28 protein-coding genes are annotated in these 22572 nt (G+C 54.0%); 15 read left to right on the top strand and 13 right to left on the bottom strand.

Going from position 1 to position 22572, the window contains the following annotated elements:
- Nucleotides 1-44 precede the first annotated feature (44 nt).
- The 4 genes from J2X61_RS01795 (at nucleotide 45) to ppnP (ending at nucleotide 4704) form a co-directional block, all read left to right on the top strand.
- A complete protein-coding gene (locus J2X61_RS01795) occupies nucleotides 45-1172 on the top strand; it encodes a deoxyribonuclease IV (protein ID WP_274466812.1) in 1128 nt (375 codons plus the stop codon).
- Between the two features lie 21 nt (nucleotides 1173-1193).
- Nucleotides 1194-2093, top strand: a complete 900-nt coding sequence (gene purU, locus J2X61_RS01790; RefSeq protein ID WP_274466811.1) for a formyltetrahydrofolate deformylase — start codon at nucleotides 1194-1196, stop codon at nucleotides 2091-2093.
- Between the two features lie 182 nt (nucleotides 2094-2275).
- Entirely contained in the window at nucleotides 2276-4297 is a 2022-nt protein-coding gene (gene tkt / locus J2X61_RS01785) for a transketolase (protein WP_310185363.1), read from the top strand.
- Nucleotides 4298-4386: 89 nt separating this feature from the next.
- The gene (gene ppnP / locus J2X61_RS01780) at nucleotides 4387-4704 is read left to right on the top strand and encodes a pyrimidine/purine nucleoside phosphorylase (protein WP_274466809.1); all 318 of its coding nucleotides are present in this window, start codon (nucleotides 4387-4389) and stop codon (nucleotides 4702-4704) included.
- Nucleotides 4705-4776: 72 nt separating this feature from the next.
- Here ppnP and J2X61_RS01775 read toward each other — a convergent pair whose 3' ends face one another.
- The 3 genes from J2X61_RS01775 to J2X61_RS01765 all read right to left on the bottom strand — a co-directional run bounded on the left by J2X61_RS01775 (nucleotide 4777) and on the right by J2X61_RS01765 (nucleotide 6245).
- Complete coding sequence (locus J2X61_RS01775; protein ID WP_310185358.1) at nucleotides 4777-5139, bottom strand: hypothetical protein; 363 nt, start codon at nucleotides 5137-5139, stop codon at nucleotides 4777-4779.
- Nucleotides 5114-5746, bottom strand: coding sequence for an ImmA/IrrE family metallo-endopeptidase (locus tag J2X61_RS01770; RefSeq protein ID WP_274466807.1), 633 nt, complete (start codon nucleotides 5744-5746; stop codon nucleotides 5114-5116). The genes J2X61_RS01775 and J2X61_RS01770 overlap by 26 nt, the downstream gene beginning before the upstream one ends.
- Nucleotides 5747-5837: 91 nt before the next feature.
- A complete protein-coding gene (locus J2X61_RS01765) occupies nucleotides 5838-6245 on the bottom strand; it encodes a helix-turn-helix domain-containing protein (RefSeq protein ID WP_310185356.1) in 408 nt (135 codons plus the stop codon).
- Between the two features lie 153 nt (nucleotides 6246-6398).
- Here J2X61_RS01765 and J2X61_RS01760 point away from each other — a divergent pair, with 153 nt between their 5' ends.
- The 3 genes from J2X61_RS01760 to J2X61_RS01750 all read left to right on the top strand — a co-directional run bounded on the left by J2X61_RS01760 (nucleotide 6399) and on the right by J2X61_RS01750 (nucleotide 8300).
- The gene (locus J2X61_RS01760) at nucleotides 6399-6806 is read left to right on the top strand and encodes an ArpU family phage packaging/lysis transcriptional regulator (RefSeq protein ID WP_310185353.1); all 408 of its coding nucleotides are present in this window, start codon (nucleotides 6399-6401) and stop codon (nucleotides 6804-6806) included.
- Nucleotides 6807-7023: 217 nt separating this feature from the next.
- Nucleotides 7024-7887 (top strand): minor capsid protein, encoded by an 864-nt coding sequence (locus tag J2X61_RS01755; RefSeq protein ID WP_274466804.1) that lies wholly within the window; start codon nucleotides 7024-7026, stop codon nucleotides 7885-7887.
- 14 nt (nucleotides 7888-7901) lie between these two features.
- On the top strand, nucleotides 7902-8300 hold the full coding sequence (locus J2X61_RS01750; protein WP_274466801.1) for a phage holin family protein: 399 nt from the start codon (nucleotides 7902-7904) through the stop codon (nucleotides 8298-8300).
- A gap of 400 nt (nucleotides 8301-8700) precedes the next feature.
- On the opposite strand, the gene J2X61_RS01745 is transcribed toward J2X61_RS01750, so the two are convergent.
- Nucleotides 8701-9993 (bottom strand): NAD(P)-binding domain-containing protein, encoded by a 1293-nt coding sequence (locus J2X61_RS01745; RefSeq protein WP_310185349.1) that lies wholly within the window; start codon nucleotides 9991-9993, stop codon nucleotides 8701-8703.
- 126 nt (nucleotides 9994-10119) lie between these two features.
- On the opposite strand from J2X61_RS01745, the gene J2X61_RS01740 reads away from it, so the two are divergent.
- The 6 genes from J2X61_RS01740 (at nucleotide 10120) to J2X61_RS01715 (ending at nucleotide 14339) form a co-directional block, all read left to right on the top strand.
- Entirely contained in the window at nucleotides 10120-11475 is a 1356-nt protein-coding gene (locus J2X61_RS01740; protein WP_310185348.1) for a glucose-6-phosphate isomerase, read from the top strand.
- Nucleotides 11476-11645: 170 nt separating this feature from the next.
- Nucleotides 11646-12287, top strand: a complete 642-nt coding sequence (locus J2X61_RS01735) for a YigZ family protein (RefSeq protein WP_274466798.1) — start codon at nucleotides 11646-11648, stop codon at nucleotides 12285-12287.
- A gap of 54 nt (nucleotides 12288-12341) precedes the next feature.
- Nucleotides 12342-12998 carry a TetR/AcrR family transcriptional regulator gene (locus J2X61_RS01730; protein ID WP_274466796.1) on the top strand — a complete coding sequence of 219 codons (657 nt, stop codon included), beginning with the start codon at nucleotides 12342-12344 and terminating at the stop codon, nucleotides 12996-12998.
- A gap of 120 nt (nucleotides 12999-13118) precedes the next feature.
- Nucleotides 13119-13343, top strand: coding sequence for a DUF1128 domain-containing protein (locus J2X61_RS01725; protein ID WP_274466794.1), 225 nt, complete (start codon nucleotides 13119-13121; stop codon nucleotides 13341-13343).
- 136 nt (nucleotides 13344-13479) lie between these two features.
- Entirely contained in the window at nucleotides 13480-13833 is a 354-nt protein-coding gene (locus tag J2X61_RS01720; RefSeq protein ID WP_274466793.1) for a hypothetical protein, read from the top strand.
- 242 nt (nucleotides 13834-14075) lie between these two features.
- Nucleotides 14076-14339, top strand: a complete 264-nt coding sequence (locus J2X61_RS01715) for a hypothetical protein (RefSeq protein WP_310185343.1) — start codon at nucleotides 14076-14078, stop codon at nucleotides 14337-14339.
- Nucleotides 14340-14366: 27 nt separating this feature from the next.
- On the opposite strand, the gene J2X61_RS01710 is transcribed toward J2X61_RS01715, so the two are convergent.
- The 8 genes from J2X61_RS01710 to J2X61_RS01675 all read right to left on the bottom strand — a co-directional run bounded on the left by J2X61_RS01710 (nucleotide 14367) and on the right by J2X61_RS01675 (nucleotide 18993).
- Entirely contained in the window at nucleotides 14367-14696 is a 330-nt protein-coding gene (locus J2X61_RS01710) for a hypothetical protein (RefSeq protein WP_274466790.1), read from the bottom strand.
- A 23-nt stretch (nucleotides 14697-14719) separates the two neighbouring features.
- Nucleotides 14720-15358 (bottom strand): hypothetical protein, encoded by a 639-nt coding sequence (locus J2X61_RS01705; RefSeq protein ID WP_310185340.1) that lies wholly within the window; start codon nucleotides 15356-15358, stop codon nucleotides 14720-14722.
- 8 nt (nucleotides 15359-15366) lie between these two features.
- The gene (locus tag J2X61_RS01700) at nucleotides 15367-15645 is read right to left on the bottom strand and encodes a hypothetical protein (protein WP_310185337.1); all 279 of its coding nucleotides are present in this window, start codon (nucleotides 15643-15645) and stop codon (nucleotides 15367-15369) included.
- Nucleotides 15646-15723: 78 nt separating this feature from the next.
- On the bottom strand, nucleotides 15724-16167 hold the full coding sequence (locus tag J2X61_RS01695; RefSeq protein WP_274466787.1) for an Hsp20/alpha crystallin family protein: 444 nt from the start codon (nucleotides 16165-16167) through the stop codon (nucleotides 15724-15726).
- 97 nt (nucleotides 16168-16264) lie between these two features.
- Nucleotides 16265-16558 (bottom strand): alpha/beta-type small acid-soluble spore protein, encoded by a 294-nt coding sequence (locus J2X61_RS01690; RefSeq protein ID WP_274466786.1) that lies wholly within the window; start codon nucleotides 16556-16558, stop codon nucleotides 16265-16267.
- A gap of 20 nt (nucleotides 16559-16578) precedes the next feature.
- Nucleotides 16579-17025: a GtrA family protein gene (locus tag J2X61_RS01685; protein WP_310185334.1), complete on the bottom strand. Its 447-nt coding sequence runs from the start codon at nucleotides 17023-17025 to the stop codon at nucleotides 16579-16581.
- A gap of 2 nt (nucleotides 17026-17027) precedes the next feature.
- Entirely contained in the window at nucleotides 17028-18050 is a 1023-nt protein-coding gene (locus tag J2X61_RS01680) for a glycosyltransferase family 2 protein (RefSeq protein WP_274466784.1), read from the bottom strand.
- A 337-nt stretch (nucleotides 18051-18387) separates the two neighbouring features.
- Nucleotides 18388-18993 (bottom strand): DUF2087 domain-containing protein, encoded by a 606-nt coding sequence (locus tag J2X61_RS01675; protein ID WP_310185332.1) that lies wholly within the window; start codon nucleotides 18991-18993, stop codon nucleotides 18388-18390.
- 165 nt (nucleotides 18994-19158) lie between these two features.
- On the opposite strand from J2X61_RS01675, the gene J2X61_RS01670 reads away from it, so the two are divergent.
- Nucleotides 19159-19818, top strand: coding sequence for a futalosine hydrolase (locus J2X61_RS01670; protein ID WP_310185330.1), 660 nt, complete (start codon nucleotides 19159-19161; stop codon nucleotides 19816-19818).
- Between the two features lies 1 nt (nucleotide 19819).
- Nucleotides 19820-20659 (top strand): 1,4-dihydroxy-6-naphtoate synthase, encoded by an 840-nt coding sequence (locus tag J2X61_RS01665; protein ID WP_274466781.1) that lies wholly within the window; start codon nucleotides 19820-19822, stop codon nucleotides 20657-20659.
- Nucleotides 20660-21575: 916 nt separating this feature from the next.
- Here the strand turns inward: J2X61_RS01665 and J2X61_RS01660 are convergent.
- On the bottom strand, nucleotides 21576-22532 hold the full coding sequence (locus tag J2X61_RS01660) for a D-2-hydroxyacid dehydrogenase (protein WP_274466780.1): 957 nt from the start codon (nucleotides 22530-22532) through the stop codon (nucleotides 21576-21578).
- Nucleotides 22533-22572: the final 40 nt, after the last annotated feature.

Genomic DNA, 22572 nt, shown 5'->3' with positions numbered 1-22572 from the left:
AATAGGAGGGTAGTAGACAGAAACTCATAAAGGAGTTAAAGATCATGCCCAAAATCGGTTCACACGTTTCGTTTTCGGATAAAGGCTTGTTAAATGCAGCTGAAGAAGCAGTTTCATACGGTTCTTCCACTTTTATGATATACACTGGCGCACCGCAAAATACACGCCGCAAACCGATCGAAGATCAATTCATCGAAGAAGGCAAAGCTTTGATGGACAAGCATGCCATTAACGAAATCGTCGTGCACGCGCCTTACATTATTAATCTCGGTTCTTACAAAAACGATACCTTCGAACTCGCCGTGCGCTTCCTGCAGGAAGAAATTCGCCGGACCGCGTACATCGGCGTGCGCAATATCGTTCTGCATCCGGGTGCTTACACGGACAAAGATGCGGAATACGGCATCGCCCGGATTGCCGAAGGTCTGAACGAAGTGCTTGCCGGTGTCAAAGATACGGATGTGAACATCGCGCTCGAGACGATGGCCGGCAAAGGGACGGAGATCGGCCGCAGCTTCGAGGAAATCGCCGAAATCATGGAGCAGGTCGAGTTCAACAACAAGCTCACCGTATGTTTGGACACCTGCCACGTGCATGACGCCGGTTATGATATCGTGAACGATCTCGACGGCGTACTGCACCATTTCGATAAGGTGGTCGGCCTCGAGAAGCTTGGCGTCATTCATTTGAACGACAGCAAGAACGCCCGCGGCGCGGGCAAAGACCGCCATGCACCGCTCGGCTCCGGCTGGATCGGCTTTGAGGCGATGAACAATGTGGCGAGCCACGAGAAGCTGCAGCATCTGCCGATGATTTTGGAGACGCCATGGATCGGCAAGGAAGACAAGACGCAGCGTCCGATGTACGAAGCGGAGATTGCGCTGCTGTCCGGCAACCTCAAAGGCCGGTTCGGCGAAGAGTTCTTGGATCATGTCGAGCGCATAGACCACATGTTCGGCAAGAAGGATATCCATTTCCGCGACTATGTCCTTAAGACTTGGGATATCCTGAAGAACGACGCGAAAGCGAAAAAAGCCGACGGCCGCGAGCCGCTCGAGCGCTTGTACGACATTTTGCATGAAGAGAGATTGCTGGCTGACCTCAGCGAGGAGCAGCTTAACCAGCGTCTGATTGTGTGGCTTGCCGGCCAGGAAGTACTCAAGAAAGCTTAAAGACAACATAGGGGGATTCACATGGAACGGAGTAGTACGAACAGCTCAGCTCGCAGGGAGAGCGAATGGGCGAATAGAGCGAGAATGCTGATCTCTTGCCCGGATCAGCCCGGCATCGTGGCGGCGGTGTCGCAGTTTTTGTTTGAATACGGCGCGAATATCGTGCAGTCCGATCAGTATACGATGGACCCGGAGGGCGGCATGTTCTTCATCCGGATCGAGTTTGATCTGGAGCAGCTGGAAGAGCGCGTGGAACAGCTCAAAGCCGCTTTCTCCGCGGTTGCGGACAAGTTCTCCATGGAATGGAGCTTGTCGCTGGCCAGCCAGAAGAAGCGGATCGCGATCTTCGTCTCGAAGGAGGATCATGCGCTGCTGGAGCTGCTCTGGCACTGGCGGGCAGGCGATTTGAACGCGGATATTGCGATGGTGATTTCCAATCATCCGGATATGCGTTCGCTGGTGGAGCCGTTCGGCATCCCTTACCACCATATTCCGGTTACGGCCGATACGAAGGCTGAAGCTGAGCGCCGGCAGCTGGAAGTTGTTGGCGATAAGGTGGATGCGATTGTTTTGGCGCGCTATATGCAGATTGTTTCGCCGTCCTTCATCAAGCACTACACGAATCGAATCATTAATATTCACCATTCGTTCTTGCCTGCTTTCGTAGGCGGCAAGCCGTATGCCCAAGCGCATAACCGCGGCGTCAAAATTATCGGCGCAACGGCTCACTACGTAACGGAAGAGCTGGATGGCGGCCCGATTATCGAACAGGACGTTCAACGGGTCAGCCACCGTGACAATGTGGAGGATCTGAAGCGGATCGGCCGTCATATCGAGCGGATCGTTCTCGCCAGAGCGGTTGCTTGGCATGTGGAAGACCGCATTATTGTTCACAATAACAAGACTGTAGTTTTTAATTGATGGGAAAGCTAGGCTGTATCCGTTAGGATGCAGTCTTTTTTTTGTAGAAGAAGCGAATTGTTTAGCGGTTTATTGTGGCAAAGCCTGAAAGCAAATGGTACAATAATGCAAGCGAGAAAAGTCACTTGTATGTACAAGTTAAAGACTTAGGTTAGTAAGATATATAGGAGGGAAATTTCGAAATGACAGCAACGAACAAAACAATTGAGCAATTAGCGGTCGACACGATTCGCACATTAGGAATCGACGCCGTTGAGAAAGCCAAATCCGGTCACCCTGGAATGGTCATGGGGGCTGCCCCAATGGCTTACGTATTGTGGAAACAGCATATGAAGCATAACCCGGCTAATCCGAAGTGGGTCAATCGCGACCGTTTCGTGCTTTCCGCGGGGCATGGTTCCATGCTTCTATACAGCCTGCTCCACCTGTGCGGCTATGACCTTCCGCTGGAAGAGATCAAGAACTTCCGTCAGTGGGGAAGTGCGACGCCAGGACATCCGGAATACGGTCACACCCCGGGCGTTGACGCAACAACAGGTCCGCTTGGACAAGGGATCGGTATGGCAGTCGGTATGGCAATGGCTGAGGCTCACTTGAGAGAGACTTACAACAAAGAGAACTTCCCGGTAATCGACCATTATACATATGCAATTTGCGGCGATGGCGACATGATGGAAGGCGTTTCTTCCGAGGCTGTTTCTTTGGCCGGTCACCTGAAATTAGGCAAATTGATCATGCTTTACGATTCCAACGATATCTCGCTCGACGGCGAGTTGAACATGGCGTTCTCCGAGAACGTGCAGAAGCGTTTCGAAGCTTACGGCTGGCAAGTGCTGCGCGTAGAAGAGCAGAACGATCTGGCTGCGATTTCGGCCGCGATTGCCGAAGCGAAAGCAGACACGACGCGTCCTACGCTGATCGAAGTGAAAACGACGATCGGTTTCGGAAGCCCGAACAAAGGCGGTAAAGGCGGTCATGCAGGTCCTCACGGTTCCCCGCTTGGCGGCGACGAAGTGAAGCTGACGAAGCAAGCTTACGGCTGGCCGGAAGAGCCGGACTTCCTCGTACCTGACGAAGTTCGCGCACACTATAACGAAATCGGCAAAGAAGGCGCTGCGGCAGAACAAGCTTGGAGCAGCCTGCTGAACGACTACATCAAGGCTTATCCGGAGCTTGGCAAACAATTCAGCGCAGCTGTGAACAATGAGCTGCCTGCAGGCTGGGATGCCAACCTGCCGGTATACAGCACGTCGGACAAGCCAATGGCGACTCGCGTAGCATCCGGTAACGCCATCAATGCGATTGCGCCTCTGCTGCCGCAACTGATCGGCGGTTCCGCTGACCTTGCGAGCTCCAATAACACGATGATCAAAGGCGAAGGTAACTACAGCGCCAGCAACTACGCAGGCCGCAACCTCTGGTTCAGCGTTCGCGAGTTCGGTATGGGTACGGCGATGAACGGTATGGCCTTGCACAGCGGCGTAAAAGTATACGGCGCAACGTTCTTCGTCTTCTCCGACTACCTGCGTGCCTCCATCCGTCTGGCAGCGCTGATGAAGCTGCCGGTCATCTATGTTCTGACGCATGACAGTATCGCTGTCGGCGAAGACGGTCCGACGCATGAGCCGATCGAGCAATTGCCGGCGCTTCGCGTTATTCCGGGCATCACGGTTATTCGTCCTGCGGACGGTAACGAGACATCCGAAGCTTGGCGCTATGCGATTTCGCAATCCGAAGGACCGGTTGCACTGGTGCTGACTCGCCAGAACCTGCCGATCCTCGAAGGAACCGTAGAAGGTGCCAAAGCGAACCTGAGCAAAGGCGGATACGTTGTATCCGATGCAGCTAACGGTAAGCCGGATGCGCAAATCCTGGCAACGGGCTCTGAGGTGCAGCTGGCTGTCGCGGCGCAAAAGCTGCTGCAAGCCGAAGGCATCAACGTACGCGTTGTCAGCTTGCCAAGCTTGGAACTGTTCGAGAAACAGTCCAAAGCTTACAAAGATTCCGTCATTCTGCCTGACGTGAAGAAGCGTCTTGCGGTTGAGATGGCATTCCCGCTTGGCTGGGAGCGCTATGTTGGCGACGAAGGTTCCGTTCTGGGGATCAACACGTTCGGTGCGTCCGCGCCTGGCGACCTGGTTCTGAAAGAGTACGGCTTCTCGCCTGAGAACGTAGCTGCCAGAGTGAAAGCACTGTTGGCTTAATCCAGCCACTCCGTTTAGGTTAGTAACCATGCCATAGCCCGCCTCGTGCGGGCTTGGCATTATTCATATTAGAGGGGGAATTATTCATCATGTCCAGCTTTGAAAATGTAACGGTTTTAACGAAAGCTAACGTTTATTTCGACGGTAAAGTCACGAGCCGCACGGTTCAATTCGCCGACGGCACGAAGAAAACACTGGGCATCCTGCTTCCGGGCGAGTACGAGTTCGGTACGGATACCAAAGAAATCATGGAAATTCAAGCCGGCGAGCTGAACGTATTGCTGCCAGGCAGCACGGAGTGGATATCCATCAGCGGTCAAGGCGAGTTCACGGTCCCTGCGAACGCGAAGTTCAAGCTGGATGTCAAAACCGTCAGCGATTATATTTGTTCTTATATTAGCGAGTAAAATAAAAATCCCATACACTTGTGAACCTGGTTCACGGTGTATGGGATTTTTTGTCGTCTGGGGAGGCTCCGCTCAACGATACCAAGCGCGTACGTCCATCTGCAGCACTTCTTCAATATCGCTAAGGCGCAGCCACAGCTGCTGGATGTCGGAGAGCTGACCCTGCTCAGCGGAATGCCGCTGCTTAATGCGGGCGAGCGAGATGCCGATGGCATGGGGGCGCTCCGGATGCACGAGCAGGTCCTCCAGGAGGACCGTGATGCCGGCATCGAATTCGCCTACCTCTTCCATGGCCAGCTGCCGAAAGGGGCCGCCAAGAGGCACGTAGAGCGAGCTTTTGCCGAAGTCGAGCTCACCTGGCCGGAACCGGAGCGACAGGATCATCGGCGCGATGCCTTCTTCGTGATAATCATAGAAGACGGTTAGCTTGGCCACTGGACATCGCTCCCTTCGACTTCAATTGCTCCAGCTTAGCCATAATGGCGCAGGTTGCGTCCGACCAATTGGCCGGATTGTAGGTGCTCGTCCGGCTCTGGGCATATTGCTGGTATTCATAATCCAGTAGGCCCTGCAGCACACGCCGCTGAATCTGATCGATTCGCGCCTTGGCCAGACGGAATGTGACATGGAACTCCTCGGAGAGGTAAGCGATCATTTCATTCTTCTGCTCGGGCAGCGGCAGTTTCTTCAGCATGGAGAGAGGAAGCGCCGCGTAGAGCTGGAAAGCCGTAGCGTCCTGCTCCTGCCAGTTCACATAACGGTCCGGCATAACCATCTGATTGCCGGCGTGCCGGAGTACATGACACAGCTCATGCAAGAAGTCTTCCCACTGCTCCGTTGGGGACAGCCTTCGGTCCACATTGATGCTGAATTGCCCGTTATTCTCGATAGCCATGCTGTTCATATCCAGCGTGTAGACCCATATACGCAATTTGGCCGCCAAATGGGACATGCAAAGCTGAGCGGGGGATGTGATTTCATACTGCTCATATAAATCTTCGACCCACTGCTCCAGAGGGGTAGTTTGATAGTGTGTAAACATGACAAACACCTCGGTCTATTTGATTATGGGAATATATGTTCGGTACAACGCCATAAAGAAAAGCCCTAAGGGCCTGACTTCATTGTTGATGTTATTGTTGTTCACTATCGGGTGTACGATGCTGCTGCTGATTCTTGATAAAATGCCAGAAACGAAGCATCTCATCCCGCCGCTCTTTGGGGGCGCTTTGGAAATCCTTAAAAAATAAACTGACCTCAGGATCATCCGCATCAGCAGACCTGATCTCTGCCGGAGCCTCCAGCGCTTCTTCTTCGGTCGGAGCGAATCCGGCGAGCAGCAAGAGCTCGTCCTTGTCGGCACGGTTCAGCGCATCGGCGAGTGCGATCACCGTTTCCCTCGATGGATTGAAGCGGTTGTTCTCTATGGAGTTAATGAACGAATAACTGACACCCGACCGTTCTCCAAGTTCTCTAAGGGTTAAATGGTTCTGCTTCCGCAGCTCCCGGATCTGGCGGCCGAACTGGACCATATCTTTCATAGATTCATCACCTGTTACTTATTTTAAAGCTTGCGGCACAGAAAAAACAAGGCCATTTTTTTGTGCTTCAAAACTTTTGTGTTGAAATATTGAACAATCGCAGGTATGATTTGTTTAGAATCCCAAAACAACAAAATAAGGGAGATGATCAGAATGTTGGAAAAATGGCTGGCGATCGGGCAGGATGAAGTGGACAAGCGGGCGACCCGCAAACGGGTGGAGAGCCTTCTCGAGGCCGTTCGGTTATCGCAATCTCTTCGTGCCGTGAGGCTTGGTCAGAGCCCGTCTGCGGAGAAGATCGCGGAAAGCTCCGGCGGGTATGGAGACGCCTCTGAGGAGCTAGTATGCGCGCAGGTTGAGCAGGCATTGTTACAGTTAGATGAGCAGGAGCAGGCTGTCATTCGCGGAAGGTATTTGCATAAGAACCAGACATTCGATTACATGCTGTGCTACGAGCTTCATCTGAGCGAGCGCACCTATCGCAGGGTGAAAGCCCGGGCGATGGACAAGCTGACCTACATGCTGCGGGCGGAGGTGATGCGGGAATCAATTGGCCGTTAGTTGGCAGTCCGCTTCGGCTCAGCCATGGTAAGATCATGACATGAACCATGAGAGAGGGTGACGCCGCTTAACAGGACGGATGTGAATCGCTCTAAAGGATCCGATAGCAAGGCCATCCAGGAGCAGGGACCGAAGGAGTGGTCAATAAAAAAATGTTTTGAATTTCAAAACAACATGGAGGAGATTACTTCCATATGCAGAGGAGTGAGCATAGTGAATGATTAACATGGCCAACCAATTGGCGATGTATTTGCAGAGGGAAGGCGAGGGCATGCCGGGCTACGATCTGTTCGTAGACAGCGATTCGCCGGCACCCGATGAAGCGGTCTTCATCAGCCATGCGGGCGGCAGCTCGGCATGGAGGCTGGATGCGCCGGGCAGCTGGCGCAAGCTGAGCCTGTTGGTTCGAAGCGCGACCCCCGGGGAGGCGGAGGCACGTATGTGGCGCATCATCGGCAAGCTTCAGGAGCCGGCGACAGGCCTCATCGAGGGGGAGGGCGGGCCGTACACGTCGCAGATTACTGCGCTACCGGCCGTGCAAGCTTTGGACAGCGCCGGCAGGTATGCGATGAGAGCCGTCCTGACGCTCAGTCAGGTCAAGCCTGTCGCCGAGTCATGGCTGGAAGCTCTGTCGCAATTCACCGAAGGTGCGCTTGGCGGGCAGTGGCGCGTCTATCGCGGCTTCAATGGCACCTGCCGGCCGTCGGTTTCCTGGCAGTGCACAGGCTGGCACAGCGCAGCCGCTTCCAGAGGGGCTTACCAGTTGTCCAAGCAGTTCGCCGGACAGCTCGCCGCAAGATCGGCTAACGAGGTGCAGTTGGCCGCTCAGTTGCTTATGCTCGGGCTGTCCGAGCAGGTCAAGCTGCCGCTAGGCGGCCCGGGCTCCGGCGGCCGCTGGTTGACGGTGCTGAGCGCAGAGGCATCGATGCGTTCGGGGGATCTGTCTACGGCTTCGTTGACCGTAACATTGACCGGGGCTGCGCAGGGTGCGGGGCCTTTGATAGACAGAGCGGCCGGGAATCATCACATGCATAGGAAGGAGACATTCATTTGGCAACACCACCCCTCCAATCACCAATGAAAGGAGCAAAAAGTATGAACCAAATCATGTTCAGTTCAATCCTAGCTGTGCTCGGCGCCTGTGTGTCCTATGGCTTCGGCGGATGGAGCGAGCTGCTCTCCCTCTTTCTGATGGCGATCGCTGTCGATTACATCACGGGCATTGCCGCTTCGATGAAGGAGCAGCACGGTCTCCGCAGCCAAGCGGGCTTCTGGGGCCTGACGCGCAAAGGCTTGATGCTGCTCGTTATTATGCTGGCGCACCGGATGGATCTTTTGCTTAATACGGATCTAGTCATGACCGGAGCCATCTACTTTTATTTGGCTAATGAGTTCATTTCCATCACGGAAAACTTCGGACGGTTAGGGCTGCCGATGCCGGCGTTTTTGAAGCAGGTGATTCAGGTGCTGCGCAGCAAGGGTGAAGGGTTGTGAGCGATTGGGGCGGCCGCACAGGGTGATATGCGGGAATTTATCATACTGGTTAGTACGGACGGGGCAAGTCTTGATATATCCGTTTTGATGAGGGTACGGTGTCCTTCATACCTAACGGACAGGGAAGCCCTTATTTGACGAATTTGAGCAAATTCTGATTCTAACGGACACCAGCGCCGCTATTTCGCCGATTCCAGCACATTTATGCCTTGAATCGGCAAATAAGGGCTCCTGTGTCCGTTCGATTTCAAAAGGGGCGATTTTGCCCCAAATAACATCCGTGGTGTCCGTTAGATTGATCGGCGTCAACGAGACGCCTGGAAATGCCCCATCCCAGTAGGCGTCGCATCTGAATGTTCAAAAAACCCACACCATTCATTTGAATAGTGTGGGTTTTGCACTACAAAGCATGCTCAATATGCGCCTGAATATAATTCTCCAGCTTGATCCGCACATAAGGCGGCAGACCTGAAAGCATACAGCCGTAGCGGAACTTGTCGCCATCCGTCTCAATCCGGATCACCCGGCCGGTGATCGGCGGGAGCTCCGCTTCCTGCGGGAAGTGGATGACGATGAACATGTCCGGCGCCAGCGGCGCAGCGGTCGTAATCTGCAGGCCGCTCTCCGACAGGTCGAAGAGGGTGCCGTCGATGTTCTGGCCGGAGAAGGAGCCCTCCTGCTCCCATTGATAGATGGACAGCTTCAAGTTGATGTCCAGCTTCACGCGCGTATTCCGGCGGCGTTCGCGGCCGGACAATGGGGACGGCGGAGCCGGTGTTTCTTCGGCCTCGACATCGGGCTCGCCAGGCTTGGCGACCTGCCGGCCGATCCACTCTTCATAGACCTGGATGAGGGAGCTCATATCCTCGTCGCCCAAGCCTTTGCTTAGGCCCATCTGGAATAAGCTTGCCGTCGTTTGCAGCATCGGTGCCGGCAGTTGGAACGCTCCGGTGAGTCCCTGCGCGATTAAGAGATCCTTGAGCATGAGCTTCAGGGAGAACTGATTGCTGAAATCGCGGTTCAGAATTTTATCGCCTTTGAGATCGACCATGCGGCTGTTCGCGCCGCCGGATCGGACGATCTCCAGGAATTGATCAAGGTTAAGCCCTGCTTTCGTTGCGATCGATAAGCCTTCGGCAAGTCCGGCGAGATTAATGCCCACCATCGTGTTGTGGGCCAGCTTCGCGTAAGAACCGGAGCCGGAGGGTCCGAGATAAAGCGCTTTGCGGCCCAGCGCAAGGAAGAGATGGTTATGTTCTTCGAACACTTCCCGGCTGCCGCCGACCATGAATGTAAGCGTGCCTTCTTCGGCATGAGGCTTACTGCCTGTAACCGGTGCATCGAGGAAGTCGACGAAGTGCGCCGCGAGCTCCTCGGCCAGCTTTTGGCTGGTTTGCGGGGAAACGGTGCTGCAATCGATAATCGTCAGAGCCGGATGAATGCCGCTCAGAATGCCCTGCTCGTTGTAAAAGGCATCCAACAATGCAGTGTCATTACTAAGCATGGTGAAAAGTACATCCGACTGACGGGCAGCCTCCGCAGGGGTGGAAGCGACTTCCGCTCCGAGCCGGGCCAGCTCGTCCGTTTTGGCGGCAGTCCGATTATATACAGTTACCATAAAACCTTTGTGAATAAGGTTAGCAGCCATGGGTTTACCCATCGTGCCAAGTCCGATAAAGCCGATACGTTTCATGATCATTCACCTCTGGAATCATTTTATCATGGGAAATCTAACCTGTGAATGCCTTCTTTACTTGCTTTTGTAGGAGCAAATAAGTATGCTAGGAAAAGGAAAAATATAGAGATGGAGGCGAGCATATTGAGCTCTAAGCTACAATTTGACTACAGCAAGGCGTTATCCTTTTTATCCCAACATGAGGTTGACTATTTGTCGGCTCAGGTAGAGTTGGCGCATAATCAACTCCATAACAAGACAGGTGCAGGTTCTGATTATTTAGGATGGGTAGACCTTCCTGAGAAGTACGACCGCGAGGAATTCGCACGCATTCAAGCGGCAGCGAAGCAGATTCAATCCGACTCCGAGGCGCTTGTCGTGATCGGAATTGGCGGTTCCTACCTGGGGGCGCGTGCTGCGCTGGAGATGCTGTCTCATTCTTTCTATAACGTTCTGCCAAAAGATAAAAGAAAAACACCTGAGATTTATTTCGTAGGAAATAATATCTCTTCTACATATGTAACTCACCTGATCCAAGCGCTGGAAGGCAAAGACTTCTCCGTCAACGTCATTTCCAAATCGGGCACGACGACCGAGCCTGCGATTGCTTTCCGTATTTTCCGTGAATTGCTCGAGAAGAAATACGGCAAAGAAGCCGCTCGCAAACGTATTTACGCAACAACGGACCAAGCAAGAGGCGCTCTGAAAACATTGGCGACGGCGGAAGGCTACGAGTCCTTCGTCATTCCGGACGATGTCGGCGGACGTTACTCCGTGCTGACGGCTGTCGGTTTGCTGCCGATTGCGACAGCAGGCATCAACATCGAGGCGATGATGAAAGGCGCAGCGGACGCACGACGCGAGTACTCGAATCCGAAGCTTAGCGAGAACCAGGCGTATCAATACGCAGCAGTACGCAACGCGCTATACCGCAAAGGCAAAACGATCGAAATTCTCGTTAACTACGAGCCGTCCCTGCATTTCGTTTCCGAATGGTGGAAGCAATTGTTCGGCGAAAGCGAAGGCAAAGATTACAAAGGCATCTACCCGGCTTCCGTCGATTTCTCGACCGACCTTCACTCCATGGGCCAATTCGTTCAAGACGGCAACCGCATTCTGTTTGAAACGGTCATCCAAGTGGATCAAGTGCAGGATCATATTACGATCGGCACGGATGCGGACGATTTGGACGGGCTGAATTTCCTAAGCGGGAAAACGATGGACTTCGTGAACAAAAAAGCATTCGAAGGCACTATGCTGGCGCACACGGACGGCAACGTTCCGAACTTGATCGTGACGCTGCCGGATATGACGCCTTATACATTCGGATACATGGTTTACTTCTTCGAGAAAGCATGCGGCATCAGCGGCTACCTGATGGGCGTGAATCCTTTTGACCAACCGGGCGTTGAAGCTTACAAGAAGAACATGTTCGCGCTCCTGGGCAAACCGGGCTACGAGAAAGAGAAAGCGGAGCTGGAAGCGCGCCTGCAGAAGTAAAACGAACAGCAATGACAGACAAACGATCGATCCTTACGGATGGGTCGTTTTTTCTAATTTATAAATTTCCATTATTTATGTGGTAAATTTTCTTTCTATATTGTCGAGATCAATAGATGTGTGTAGAATGTAATGAAACAGTTGTTTCCTTCTACCAAGAAAGGTCGGCTATGCTAGCACATTTCAAAACAGTCCAATCGTACGGATCGTCCGAAATCATCATCAAGAAGTCGCGTTTCATCGGTCATGCCAAGCCCGTAGAGTCAGAAGAAGAGGCTATAGAGTTCATTGAAGCGATCAAGAAGGAGCACAGGGCGGCAACGCATAACTGCAGCGCCTATGTCATCGGGGAGAGAGACCAGATTCAGAAGCAGTCTGATGACGGGGAGCCGAGCGGCACGGCAGGCAAGCCGATTCTGGAAGTGATCAAGCATCAAGGGCTCAAGAATGTTGCGGTCGTCGTTACCCGCTATTTCGGCGGTATCATGCTCGGCGCGGGCGGACTCATTCGTGCTTATACGGATGGAGCCGTGGCGGGCATTGAAGCTGCACAACCGATTTACCAAGTGAATCATCAGCAAGTAATGATCGAAGTGGATTACACGTGGTATGGCAAAATCGAGAACGAGCTCAGGAACCAAGGCATGCTTCTGGGAAATATCGATTTTACCGACAAGGTCACGGTCACCTGCTACCCATTGGCTGCGGCGGCGGATGCTTTTATTCACTGGGCAACAGATTTTACGCAAGGTCAAGGCTTGATTATCACTGGAGAGAACGAATACATCGTTCACAAGAACCTGCCGGAATAGGCAGGTTCGAGACTAGAGAAAAATTACATAGGCTAAGGATGCGGAGGGATAGGAATGGCTAGAAAAGCAGTCGCGCAAGAGCTTAGCAGAGAACGAATACTTTCCGAGGCGCGGGAATTATTCGCTACTTTTGGCTATCGTGCTTTAACGATGCGCAGCATCGCAAAAGCAATGGGGTACAGTCATGGGGCGTTATATTATCATTTTAGCGAAAAAGCGGAGTTGTTTTACGCGTTAATTAAAGATGATTTCTCGATGCTGATGCAGCGTCAACGGGAAATGATCGTTCGCGAGCATGGGTTTAGCGTGAATCTGCTTCAGAAGTTAATGATGGAGTTCATCTGGTTCGGCCTTACCAATCCGAATCACTATGAAATGATGTTCATGCTGAATGAACCTGAACTGCAGCAATATTCCCGAACCGAGCAAGCGCAATGCCTGGAAATGTTCGCCATCGTCATTCGTCAGGTCGTTGCGGACCAGCCAGGTTACGACAGCCGGAAGTTTACACTTCCTTGGAATTTGTTTATGTCATTACACGGCCTTATTTCCTATTGCATTCAATTTAAAATTTCCTACGAAGAAGCCCGGAAGCTCGCCGAGGAGCATGTTCGTCTGATCTGCGTCAGTCTGGATTTGGATTCCTATGAGCAGCAGCGCCCGCTTGTCAAAATGGTGGGGCCGAATCTGCCGATTTCGAACGTCATATAAAGAAGGTGTGGAAGAGAGATGAGAGTCTTTCTTCTTTTTTTATCCCCATTTTATTTTACATTAGCTCCCGCGTGCATTAATATAGGGAAAAGAGAAGCAGGGAAGGATGAAGCGATTACGATGGATTTGAACAACTGGTCGGAAGCGAACGTGGAATTTATGTTTGAGGAGATTAAGAAGAAGCTGCGCATGGCGACGGGAGGCTCAATTAAGGCGTCGAATGTGAGTGCGGAAGCGTACGAGGATTTGAAAGATTTGTATGACATGGTCGCTAGCAAAGATAGATTCAGTATTAGCGAAATTGATGCCATTACGACTGAGCTTGGGAACATTCGTAAGGGATAATTCGCAGCAATAGTGCCGCTTTTTCAGGCTGACGCCTGGAATAGCGGCATTTTTATGTGGACAAACGACTATTTTTGGGAGGAGGATGGACAGTTATCCAAGCGATGTGACCTACACAGGAGTACACTGTAGAGCAATGTATCTCTGGTGGCTAAGGAGGTGGACGCTCGTGTCCCCAGTTCGTAAAGAGGATGTTCGTAAATTGGTCGGTAAGCAAATCGTGGCTCTGAAAAAAGACGGAACCCAAGTATCCGGCAAATTGGTGAGAATTAGCGGTAACACGTTGATTGTTGCTCCACAAAAAGGGAAAAAGGTTCAAGTCAAAGCGATCATTCCATTGGTGTTGTTTGATCTCTTGGCAATTGGCACTGCACCTTATGCGTACGGTGGTTTTGGTGGCTATGGGCCTGGCTTTGGGCCTGGGTTTGGGCCTGGCTTTGGCTTTGGCGGCTTCGGCGGCGGCTTTGGCGGTCCAGGATTCTGGTTCTAAAGCAAAACAAGAGGTTGTATCGAAAGAGGACTTTCGGTACAGCCTCTTTTTACATATCAGAGGGACGTCTCCGATAAACCATTCGTACACCAAACCGGCTGCTGTTGAATAGGCTAGGGTACAGGAATCATCCCATTACTTTGTCGACCAACGATGGAAGTGAGCTGTGTGCCGAGCTTCATTGTCTTCAAGCCGGCCGCTACGAATTAAGCCTGATAGAAGGATAGGTGACTTGTATGTGCATGCAGAAGCCCCCGGTACCGCTGGATGAAGTGCCGCTCATTCAATTCGATGCGATACATGTGAATGCGATATCCGACGCATCGGGTATTTTCATTGGCACCAATACGCAAGTCAACTGGTCGTCGAGCGCGAAGGTGAACATGGGCCTTGGTGAAGTAAGCGGTGAGAACAACTACGTGGTCAACAATTTCAATACGATTTATGATAATGATATTATAGACGCGCCTTATACCAAAGGTGATTTCGTGATTGGCCGTCTCTAGCTTATAGAGTCTGCGTGCAGCGGCAGCTCACTCTGCCGTTTGCGGCGCTTCCCCGGCTTCTTCGGACTTGACGGGAGTTTGTACGGGCGAATAGGCGGAAGCCTGCATGGTAATCATCTCCTGCAGCCATTCGGGCGTTTCGCCATCGCCGACATTGAGCATATCCAGGAAGTCGGAATCGTTCAGCATGGAGCGGGTGCCGACCAGTTGATTGTGATCGCCTTCCACAGCGCCGAAGCCTTGTACAGTCTTCTGATTGCTTTGGAAATCGGTGGGCCAGTTATTGCCCATGTTGATACAAGATGCACTTTCAACCGATCCGATGCGGATCGAGCCGATGATGAAAGTCGGCGACATGAACGATGGCACCTGCGAATCCCTCATTTCGTTTTGGATTGTGGCGTAAACCGGTAGCCCGTCGCGGTTCGTTCCGCAGGAGGCCCGGGCTCGGTGTCAGGCCTCGATTCGGGCTGGCGTCCGGGCGCGTACTCACGACTAGGTCCGGGCTGGATCCCCAAATCTGTCTCCTGTTCAGCTTCGTGCCGGAGCCCTGGTTCCGTCTCCCGCTGAGCCTTCCGCTCATGCTCCGCGGTGGAGGGCGCGCCGTCTGCCGCTGTACGCGGCTCACGCCGCAGTCCCTCACGGCCGGGGACGGATTTCTCAGCCGGCTTCGTTCCGAAATTGTTCCCCAAATTCAGAGAGCCGCTTAACTCCTTGATATCCAAGGCGTCCAATCGAAACGTCAAGTTATCTAGGACAGGCTGATGAATATGTACGTTATCAATATGAATCTGCGGATGTTTGGCGCTAAGCTGCGACAGCTCCTCCTCCAGCTTCTTCAGACGCCTCTCCAGCTGCTGAATGGTCTGGGAAGAGGGAGTTTCCGAGCGAACAGAGGCTGCCTTGGGCGCGGGAGGAGGTACCGCAGCAGCGCGAGCGGGAGCAGGAGCAGCAGCGGCAGGAGCAGGCGGTTTGGCAGGAGCATTGGCAGGCGGCGATTTTTTCTTACGAAACCACATACGGTTTCTCAGCTCTTCCTGGTCCAGGCCTGATAATCCACTTTATCGCCATCGCGGACAGCATGTTTACCGCCAATCACAACATTGCGCTCACCGCCGATGCTCCCAAGTCCCCCGTTGATCTTCGCAGAATGACGCCTTCCGACGATCCGGTTCGTTCCTTTGTTCACACTGGATGTATCTGCAAGATTGTCAATATGAATGGATTGAAAATGAATGCGCACCACAGGTATCCCCTCCATCTTCGCATCTGCGGACAACGTCTCCCCACAAACTCTTCTCCCCATTATATGGGGACAAAGAGCGAATCATTTCATTTTTTAAAAAACAAATAACGCTCAACCTGCCTGCTTAGCGGCTGAACGTTAGGTGAACTGAATAGGAACAACCTTCTCGCCGCCTTCCGGAGCGAGTGGGATTCGAATGATCAACAGCCCATTGTGGTACTGGGCCCGCATCTTGTCGGTCAAAGCCCTGCCCGGCAGGCGAAGCACACGCTCGAAAGCGCCGAAGAAGCGCTCGGACAGCCTCATCTGTTCATCGGTCACTTGATAAGGCCGGGCCAGCATGCCGCGGATTAACAGGGATTGATCCCGGAAGGAGAGCTGGATCTGCTCAGGGGCGGACAAGCCGGGAACCTCAGCGACAACGACAAGCTCCTGCGGTGTCTCGTACATATCGATTCTTGGTCCCGTGAGCGGGATGATGCTGGCAATGTCCTGCCAAAATTCAGGACCCAGCACATCGCCGGCTGTAGCCGACAGCCCTTTCCAATCGGGCTTTGGCGGACGGTTACCTGGTGGATTCACGGCCATCATCACCTGACTTTGACATAGGAAATAGCGCTGCAAGCAGCATGCTATTAGTCTATGTGCAATCGCCGCGGATTATGGCTACCGCCGGTTCTCATTGCTGCGGAGGACGCTGGTCCGCCAGCTGCTGCTGCGCCATGCGGATGAGTTCCCGCACCATGGCACCGCCGATCGGACCGCCGATCTTGCCGGCATCTTCGGAGCTTAGCTGGCCGTTGTAGCCCTGCTGAAGGGGGACGCCAAGCGTTCGGGCAACTTCATATTTGACCAAATCCGGCCGCTGCGGGTTGACATTATAGCCTTGATCCCGCATCACTTGGGCTTTGAGCACTCCCAAGCCATGTTCGGATCCGGGCACGATGGCCCGGTTACTTCTTCTGCGCGCCATTAGGCATCACCTCTCGGTGATTAGGATGCCCTGCTGCCGGCTTGTACATGAGTGCGGAATGTAAAATATTTGTGTCCCAAATAATTGCCAATCGTGTAGACACCGTTACCGACAAGAATAGCTCCATTATGGAGCCAGCCGGCAGGTATACCCGGCCAGATGGCGGCAGCAGCTTCCGCGAGCAGCAGACTTCCGCCATAGGACAGGCCGTAACAGCTCATAATCACAACGGCGAACTTCCACCAGGAACTGCCAACCGTTGCACGGGAGCGAAACGTAAAGGTACGATTGAGGAAATAGCTGACGATGGCGCCGATGGTGTTGCCGATGAAAGTCGACGCCCAATAGTTCAAATGCAGCAAATTAAATAAAGCGAAACTGGACGACAGACCGACCAGCGTATTGAACAGCCCGACGAGCAGGAAGCGCGCGAAGCTGCCGGACAGGATGACTCGTAAAGACTTCATCTTCATAAGCGGCGAACAGAAACGGCGGCGGGGGCCTGCACGGACGGAGCTTGGCTTCCAGCCTGCTCCTGAGCGCTGCCGTTCAGCGCTTTCTCCACGACGAATAGCGGCCGCTGCTTCACCTCTTTGTAAATTTTGCCTATGTATTCGCCGATTAATCCGAGCGCTAACAGCTGTACGCCCCCGATGAACCAAACGGATAAAATAAGCGAAGTCCATCCGGTCACGGTAGCGCCGAGCAGCTTGCCGACGATCGCATAGATGCCGGCCAGAACGCTGAGCAGAAACAAGAGGAAGCCCATTAACGTTACGAACCGGATCGGGGTTACGCTGAAAGACGTAATGCCGTCGAATGCAAAAGCGAGCATTTTGCGCAGCGGATACTTGGATTCTCCGGCGAACCGTTCCTTACGGTCGTAATACACTTGCGTCGACGGGAATCCGACCAGGGGCACCATCCCGCGAAGGAAGAGGTTGACCTCCTTGAACTTCTCCAAATTATCGAGCGTGCGCTTGCTCATTAAGCGGAAATCCGCGTGATTATAATGAATTTTGACCCCCAGTGAGGTCATGAAGCGATAGAAGCCTTGAGCGGTAGCCCGCTTGAACCAAGTATCGGCCGACCGGTCCTGCCGGATGCCGTATACGATATCGTAGCCTTCACGGTACTTGACGATAAATTCCCGAATGGCATCGGTGTCATCCTGCAGATCGGCATCTATAGAAACGACACAATCGGAATAAGCCTTGGCATGGAGAAGTCCGGCGAGCAGGGCGCTTTGATGTCCGGCGTTTCGAGCCAGCTTCAGCCCGGTAACGAAGGAATTGGCGGCATGGAACCGCTCGATGAGCGACCATGTGGCATCTTTGCTGCCGTCGTCAACGAACAACATCGTGCTTGTGCTTGCAACCAGCTGGTCGGCGATCAAGGCGTCCAGGACACCGCTAAGCCGAAATACCGTTTCCGGGAGGACTTCTTCTTCGTTATAACAAGGGACCACAATGGTCAAAATGGGAGTAGCCACAATTCCTCGTCTCCATCCTAGGGTAGGTAATGATTACATAATTGGCTATAGGCTTTCATTATATCGTAAAAGTTAACCAAAAAGTAAGCGACCGGAACGAATTTCGTCGTTCGGGCCGCTTGATGAGTCATTACCAGCCAAATCCGAAGGTACTGAGAACGATAACCAAGAGAATGTATAAAACAAGGACAACAGCTACAGCATTTCCGTATCCATAACTCATGTCTATCCCTCCCTTCTCAAAATTACTATATGTCATTCATCTAGAGGGCGTATGGATGAATGTCCCGATTACACACAAATTCCCCCCTCGTTCTCCCCGGATAGCTGATTTTCATCAAGATAGAGCTTCCCATTTGGCCCACATCTCGGGCGGGTTCAGTTCATAGATTTCGTTCTCCCGGAACATAAATTGATGCATGATAAATTCCCGGCGAATCGTGGCAAAATCGGGATGGTAGCTCTTAATCCACTCATTGAGCTCTTTCTCGGTATAGGTGCGCCCCTTATCAAGCTGACCAACGAGATGGGTGAGGACGATCAGTTTCTTCTTAAGCTGGGCGGGCATCGATTTCAGCTTGCCGTCCGGCGTGAAGAAATTGCGAATAACGGATTTCGCGAGAAGAAGATTCATGTCTGCATCCTGCATGGCGGTTGTGTCTCCTTTCCGGTTTCTGAAAATAAGCTCGGCTGTCGCGGTGGCGTTGCTGCGAATAAAATATTCGTTCAAAGTGAAATAAATCGTATTCTTGTCCCTGCGTTCATGAATAAGACTCGCTTCGCGGAGCTTGGCGGCATGATGGGTGATCGTTGCAGGCGTGAGCCCCAATTTCTCGGCCAGCACTCCGCCGCTCAGCTCGCCTTCCCCCAGCAATATGAGCATCCGGACCCGTGTCGCATCGGAGAGCGCCTTATGGTAGGCGATGATTTTGTCCAACTGCATGCGGAGGCCTCCTTGTCTTTATTGGATTAGATATACATCTAATTAGATAATATTCTAATTAGATGTGTGTGTCAACGGGCTTATGCGGAGCGGGCGCCCAAAAGTTTCTTATTTGTTGATGGTCATGTACAATAATAACTAATGTGTTTATTCTCGTTATGAACAATGAAGGAGATTGGCCTTATCATGCGTGTACTTATAATGACCGCAGTTGCGCCCGAGAGGGATGCCGTGCAGCGGGGGCTTGGCCACGACAGCAGGTTCGAGTTCGCCCTGGCCGGCGTCGGGCTCGCTGCAGCCGCTGCTAACGGCGCGATGTCGCTTGCCGCTGCGGATTATGATTTGGTGGTCGTTGCCGGCATTGCCGGCGGATTTCCCGGCGAAGCGGAGATCGGCTCGCTGGTGGTAGCTAGCGAGATCGTCGCCGCCGATCTTGGCGTGGAGCTGCTGGACGGCTTCAGCTCCTTGGACGAGCTCGGCTTCGGCTCGACGCGGATCGGCGTCGATGCCGGCGCAGCCGAGCGGCTTACGGCGGCGCTGACCGCCGCCGGCCTCACCGCGCGCCTCGCGCCGGTGCTCACGGTAGCGACGGCCACGGGGACGGCCGCTACCGCCGCCGCGCTAGCCGCGCGCGTGCCCGGGGCTGCCGCCGAAGCTATGGAAGGCTTCGGCGTTGCCACCGCCGCTGCACTGCGCGGCGTGCCTGTGCTGGAGCTCCGCGCAATCTCGAACGCGGTAGGTCCGCGCGACCGCGATGCCTGGCGCATCGGCGATGCATTGAAAGCTTTAGAAGCAGCAAGTTCAGTCCTAGCGGAGGTGCTTTAAGATGAAAATTGCGTATTCACCCTGTCCGAACGATACATTCGTATTCCACGCCTGGGCGCACGGTCTGATTCCCGGCGCTCCGGAATTGGATGTCCTCTATGCCGACATCGATATCACGAACAAGCTGGCCGCCGAGGGCTCCGGTCCCGACGTGCTGAAAATCTCCTACGCCGCCCTGCCTTGGGTGCTGCAGGAGTATGCCCTGCTGCCGTGCGGCGGCGCTCTGGGCCGCGGCTGCGGTCCGCTCGTGCTGACCAGGTCCGGCGGAGCTTCGCCGGATCCGGCCCAGCTGAGCGGCCGCCGGGTCGCCGTGCCGAGCGAGCGCTCTACCGCGTATTTGCTGTTCCGCCTCTGGGCGGCACAGCATGTGCCCGGCGGCGTGGGGGAAATCGTGGTCATGCCGTTCCACGAGATCATGCCCGCCGTGCGGGACGGCCTCATCGATGCCGGCCTTGTGATCCATGAAGCGCGCTTTACGTACCCGTCGTACGGGCTGGCGCTTCTCAAAGATCTTGGCAGCTGGTGGGAAGAGGACACCCAACTGCCGATTCCGCTCGGCGCCATTGTGGCGCGGCGCTCGATGGATCTTGAGGCGCTTGCGGGCTGGACCCGCGCCTCGGTCAAGTACGCGTGGGCGCATCCGGAAGCTTCGCGCGACTACGTCATGCAGCACGCGCAGGAGATGGACCCGCAGGTGGCGCAGGCGCATATCGACCTGTACGTGAACGAGTTCACCGCCGATCTCGGCGATGACGGCTATGGCGCCGTCCTGACCTTGCTCCAGCGGGCCGCAGAAGCAGGCATCGTGCCGCAGATGGATTATGCGGCACTGTTGAAATAGCGGCAGCTCCGTGACGGGAACTGCTTTCCCCTTGGCCGGACGGTTCCGGGCAGGTGGAACGTAGTTCTGTCCGTCTGGCGTCGCCATTGCCGCTAATTAACGCAAGGATTCTCGTCAATAAAGGGGACCGACCTTCCGTATGGAAGGCCGGTCCCCTTTTATTCATGCTTGGTGCAAGCCCCGATTCACGTTCCTGTACTCAGTCGAATCATTAACACTCCGTCTTGACGCTGCCTGCGCCATCTCCTATGCCCTTCATTGTTATCGATAGTAGTGGCGGATAACCCGAATCCAAAATGTATCCTATTTTTCATATAGATTTATCCGATTTTACTCAATCAACGAAAAATGTAGATGATTTTTCATATAGAATCAGGCGTGGGAGGCCGCTCAGACCAAATTCGCGGTCGATCATGCAGTTTGGCGTGAGTTGGCGAGTTGGCGTGGGAGACAAGAGCCGCCCTGGCACCCGCTAACCTCCGCTTCGACACATCTGCTATCTCCTTCGTCCGGCAGAGGGTTCCCGATGAAGGAAGCTTGGCGTTTACGAATCCTTGACATGGCTTGGAGTTCGATATCCGTAGCTTGAAATACGCTATTCAGCAAAGGGATTGTGGAGAACGGCCGGTTCATGTGGACGGAGAACACGAGCAGGGGAGGGGTGCCTGTTCTTGTCCGGGCGCGGGCCTAGCCTGGCCCCGGACCTCTCTAACGGACACAGCGGCCCTTATTCACCGAAAAAAGGCCGCTACAAAAATGTAACGGACACCAGAGCCGCTATTTTGCCTATTTCAGGTACGTTTCGCCCGAAAATTGGAAAATAAGGTCACTGGTGTCCGTTAGCGAAGAAGCTCGGCGTATGTTATGCGAATAGCGGCGCCTGTGTCCGTTAGACTATGGCGGGGATCGCCGATCCTCAGCCGATCACGTTCTGTGGCTGCCCGTCGATGTAGGCGCGCACATTCGCCACCGCCGTCGCCATCAGCCGGGCGCGAGCCTCCTTGGTGGCCCATGCGATATGCGGCGTGATGAGCACATTGCGCGCATGCAGCAGCGGATTGTCCGGCGTTGGCGGCTCTACCGTCAACACGTCCAGCCCGGCACCCGCCAGCCGCCCGTCATTCAGCGCCTGCGCGACATCGGCCTCGTTCAGCAAGCCGCCCCGGGCCGTATTCAGCAGCAGGGCTGTCGGCTTCATCAGCGCCAGCCGCTCGGCGTTAATGAGCTGCTGCGTCTCCTCTGTCAGCGGACAGTGGAGGGAAACGACATCGGCCTGCCGCAGCAGCTCTTCGAGCCCTGTCCAGGCAATGCCCTCCACCGGTTCCGGCGTCCGCCGTCCGCTGCCGGTGGCGATGACGTTCATGCCCATCGCCCGGGCGATGAGCGCGGTTTGCTTGCCGATCTGTCCCAGGCCGACAAGTCCCATCGTTTTGCCGCTAAGCTCGGTAAGCGGAGCAACCGTATAGCAGAAATCGACGGAGCGTTCCCACGCCCCGCTTACGACGCTGTCGCTATGCCGCTGCACCCGGTGGGCAAATTCCAGCAGCAGCGCAAAAACGAGCTGCGCCACGGAATGCGTGCTGTAAGCAGGCACATTCGTTACGAGGACATTGTGCTCCTTGGCAGCCGCAAGGTTGATGATATTGTAGCCGGTCGCCAGAACGCCGATATAGCGCAGCTTGGGCAGCTGCCGGATGGTTGCGGCAGAGAGCGGCGTCTTGTTCGTTAACACGATGTCGGCATCGGCCGCCCGATCGGTGATTTGGGCTTCGGCAGTCCGGTCATAGACCACGATGTCTCCCAGTTGATGCAAGCCATCCCAATCCAGGTCGCCGGGATTCAACGTATAGCCGTCAAGCACAACAATTCGCATGGTGCAATGACCTCCTAGTCCCTTATTTTTAAAAATTGCT

Source organism: Bacillus sp. 3255, from assembly GCF_031456485.1.
Taxonomy (GTDB): domain Bacteria; phylum Bacillota; class Bacilli; order Paenibacillales; family NBRC-103111; genus Paenibacillus_E.
The sequence above is the reverse complement of the archived record's forward strand: the minus strand, read 5'-3'. Positions and strand labels throughout refer to the sequence as shown.

Excerpts from the sequence above, each read along its gene's own strand:
- J2X61_RS01795 (WP_274466812.1), top strand. The coding sequence starts at position 45 with ATGCCCAAAATCGGTTCACACGTTTCGTTTTCGGATAAAGGCTTGTTA.
- purU (WP_274466811.1), top strand. The coding sequence starts at position 1,194 with ATGGAACGGAGTAGTACGAACAGCTCAGCTCGCAGGGAGAGCGAATGG.
- tkt (WP_310185363.1), top strand. The coding sequence starts at position 2,276 with ATGACAGCAACGAACAAAACAATTGAGCAATTAGCGGTCGACACGATT.
- ppnP (WP_274466809.1), top strand. The coding sequence starts at position 4,387 with ATGTCCAGCTTTGAAAATGTAACGGTTTTAACGAAAGCTAACGTTTAT.
- J2X61_RS01770 (WP_274466807.1), bottom strand. The coding sequence starts at position 5,746 with ATGTTTACACACTATCAAACTACCCCTCTGGAGCAGTGGGTCGAAGAT.
- J2X61_RS01765 (WP_310185356.1), bottom strand. The coding sequence starts at position 6,245 with ATGAAAGATATGGTCCAGTTCGGCCGCCAGATCCGGGAGCTGCGGAAG.
- J2X61_RS01760 (WP_310185353.1), top strand. The coding sequence starts at position 6,399 with ATGTTGGAAAAATGGCTGGCGATCGGGCAGGATGAAGTGGACAAGCGG.
- J2X61_RS01755 (WP_274466804.1), top strand. The coding sequence starts at position 7,024 with ATGATTAACATGGCCAACCAATTGGCGATGTATTTGCAGAGGGAAGGC.
- J2X61_RS01750 (WP_274466801.1), top strand. The coding sequence starts at position 7,902 with ATGAACCAAATCATGTTCAGTTCAATCCTAGCTGTGCTCGGCGCCTGT.
- J2X61_RS01745 (WP_310185349.1), bottom strand. The coding sequence starts at position 9,993 with ATGAAACGTATCGGCTTTATCGGACTTGGCACGATGGGTAAACCCATG.
- J2X61_RS01735 (WP_274466798.1), top strand. The coding sequence starts at position 11,646 with ATGCTAGCACATTTCAAAACAGTCCAATCGTACGGATCGTCCGAAATC.
- J2X61_RS01730 (WP_274466796.1), top strand. The coding sequence starts at position 12,342 with ATGGCTAGAAAAGCAGTCGCGCAAGAGCTTAGCAGAGAACGAATACTT.
- J2X61_RS01725 (WP_274466794.1), top strand. The coding sequence starts at position 13,119 with ATGGATTTGAACAACTGGTCGGAAGCGAACGTGGAATTTATGTTTGAG.
- J2X61_RS01720 (WP_274466793.1), top strand. The coding sequence starts at position 13,480 with ATGTATCTCTGGTGGCTAAGGAGGTGGACGCTCGTGTCCCCAGTTCGT.
- J2X61_RS01715 (WP_310185343.1), top strand. The coding sequence starts at position 14,076 with ATGCAGAAGCCCCCGGTACCGCTGGATGAAGTGCCGCTCATTCAATTC.
- J2X61_RS01710 (WP_274466790.1), bottom strand. The coding sequence starts at position 14,696 with ATGTCGCCGACTTTCATCATCGGCTCGATCCGCATCGGATCGGTTGAA.
- J2X61_RS01705 (WP_310185340.1), bottom strand. The coding sequence starts at position 15,358 with ATGTGGTTTCGTAAGAAAAAATCGCCGCCTGCCAATGCTCCTGCCAAA.
- J2X61_RS01700 (WP_310185337.1), bottom strand. The coding sequence starts at position 15,645 with ATGGGGAGAAGAGTTTGTGGGGAGACGTTGTCCGCAGATGCGAAGATG.
- J2X61_RS01690 (WP_274466786.1), bottom strand. The coding sequence starts at position 16,558 with ATGGCGCGCAGAAGAAGTAACCGGGCCATCGTGCCCGGATCCGAACAT.
- J2X61_RS01685 (WP_310185334.1), bottom strand. The coding sequence starts at position 17,025 with ATGAAGTCTTTACGAGTCATCCTGTCCGGCAGCTTCGCGCGCTTCCTG.
- J2X61_RS01675 (WP_310185332.1), bottom strand. The coding sequence starts at position 18,993 with ATGCAGTTGGACAAAATCATCGCCTACCATAAGGCGCTCTCCGATGCG.
- J2X61_RS01670 (WP_310185330.1), top strand. The coding sequence starts at position 19,159 with ATGAAGGAGATTGGCCTTATCATGCGTGTACTTATAATGACCGCAGTT.
- J2X61_RS01665 (WP_274466781.1), top strand. The coding sequence starts at position 19,820 with ATGAAAATTGCGTATTCACCCTGTCCGAACGATACATTCGTATTCCAC.
- J2X61_RS01660 (WP_274466780.1), bottom strand. The coding sequence starts at position 22,532 with ATGCGAATTGTTGTGCTTGACGGCTATACGTTGAATCCCGGCGACCTG.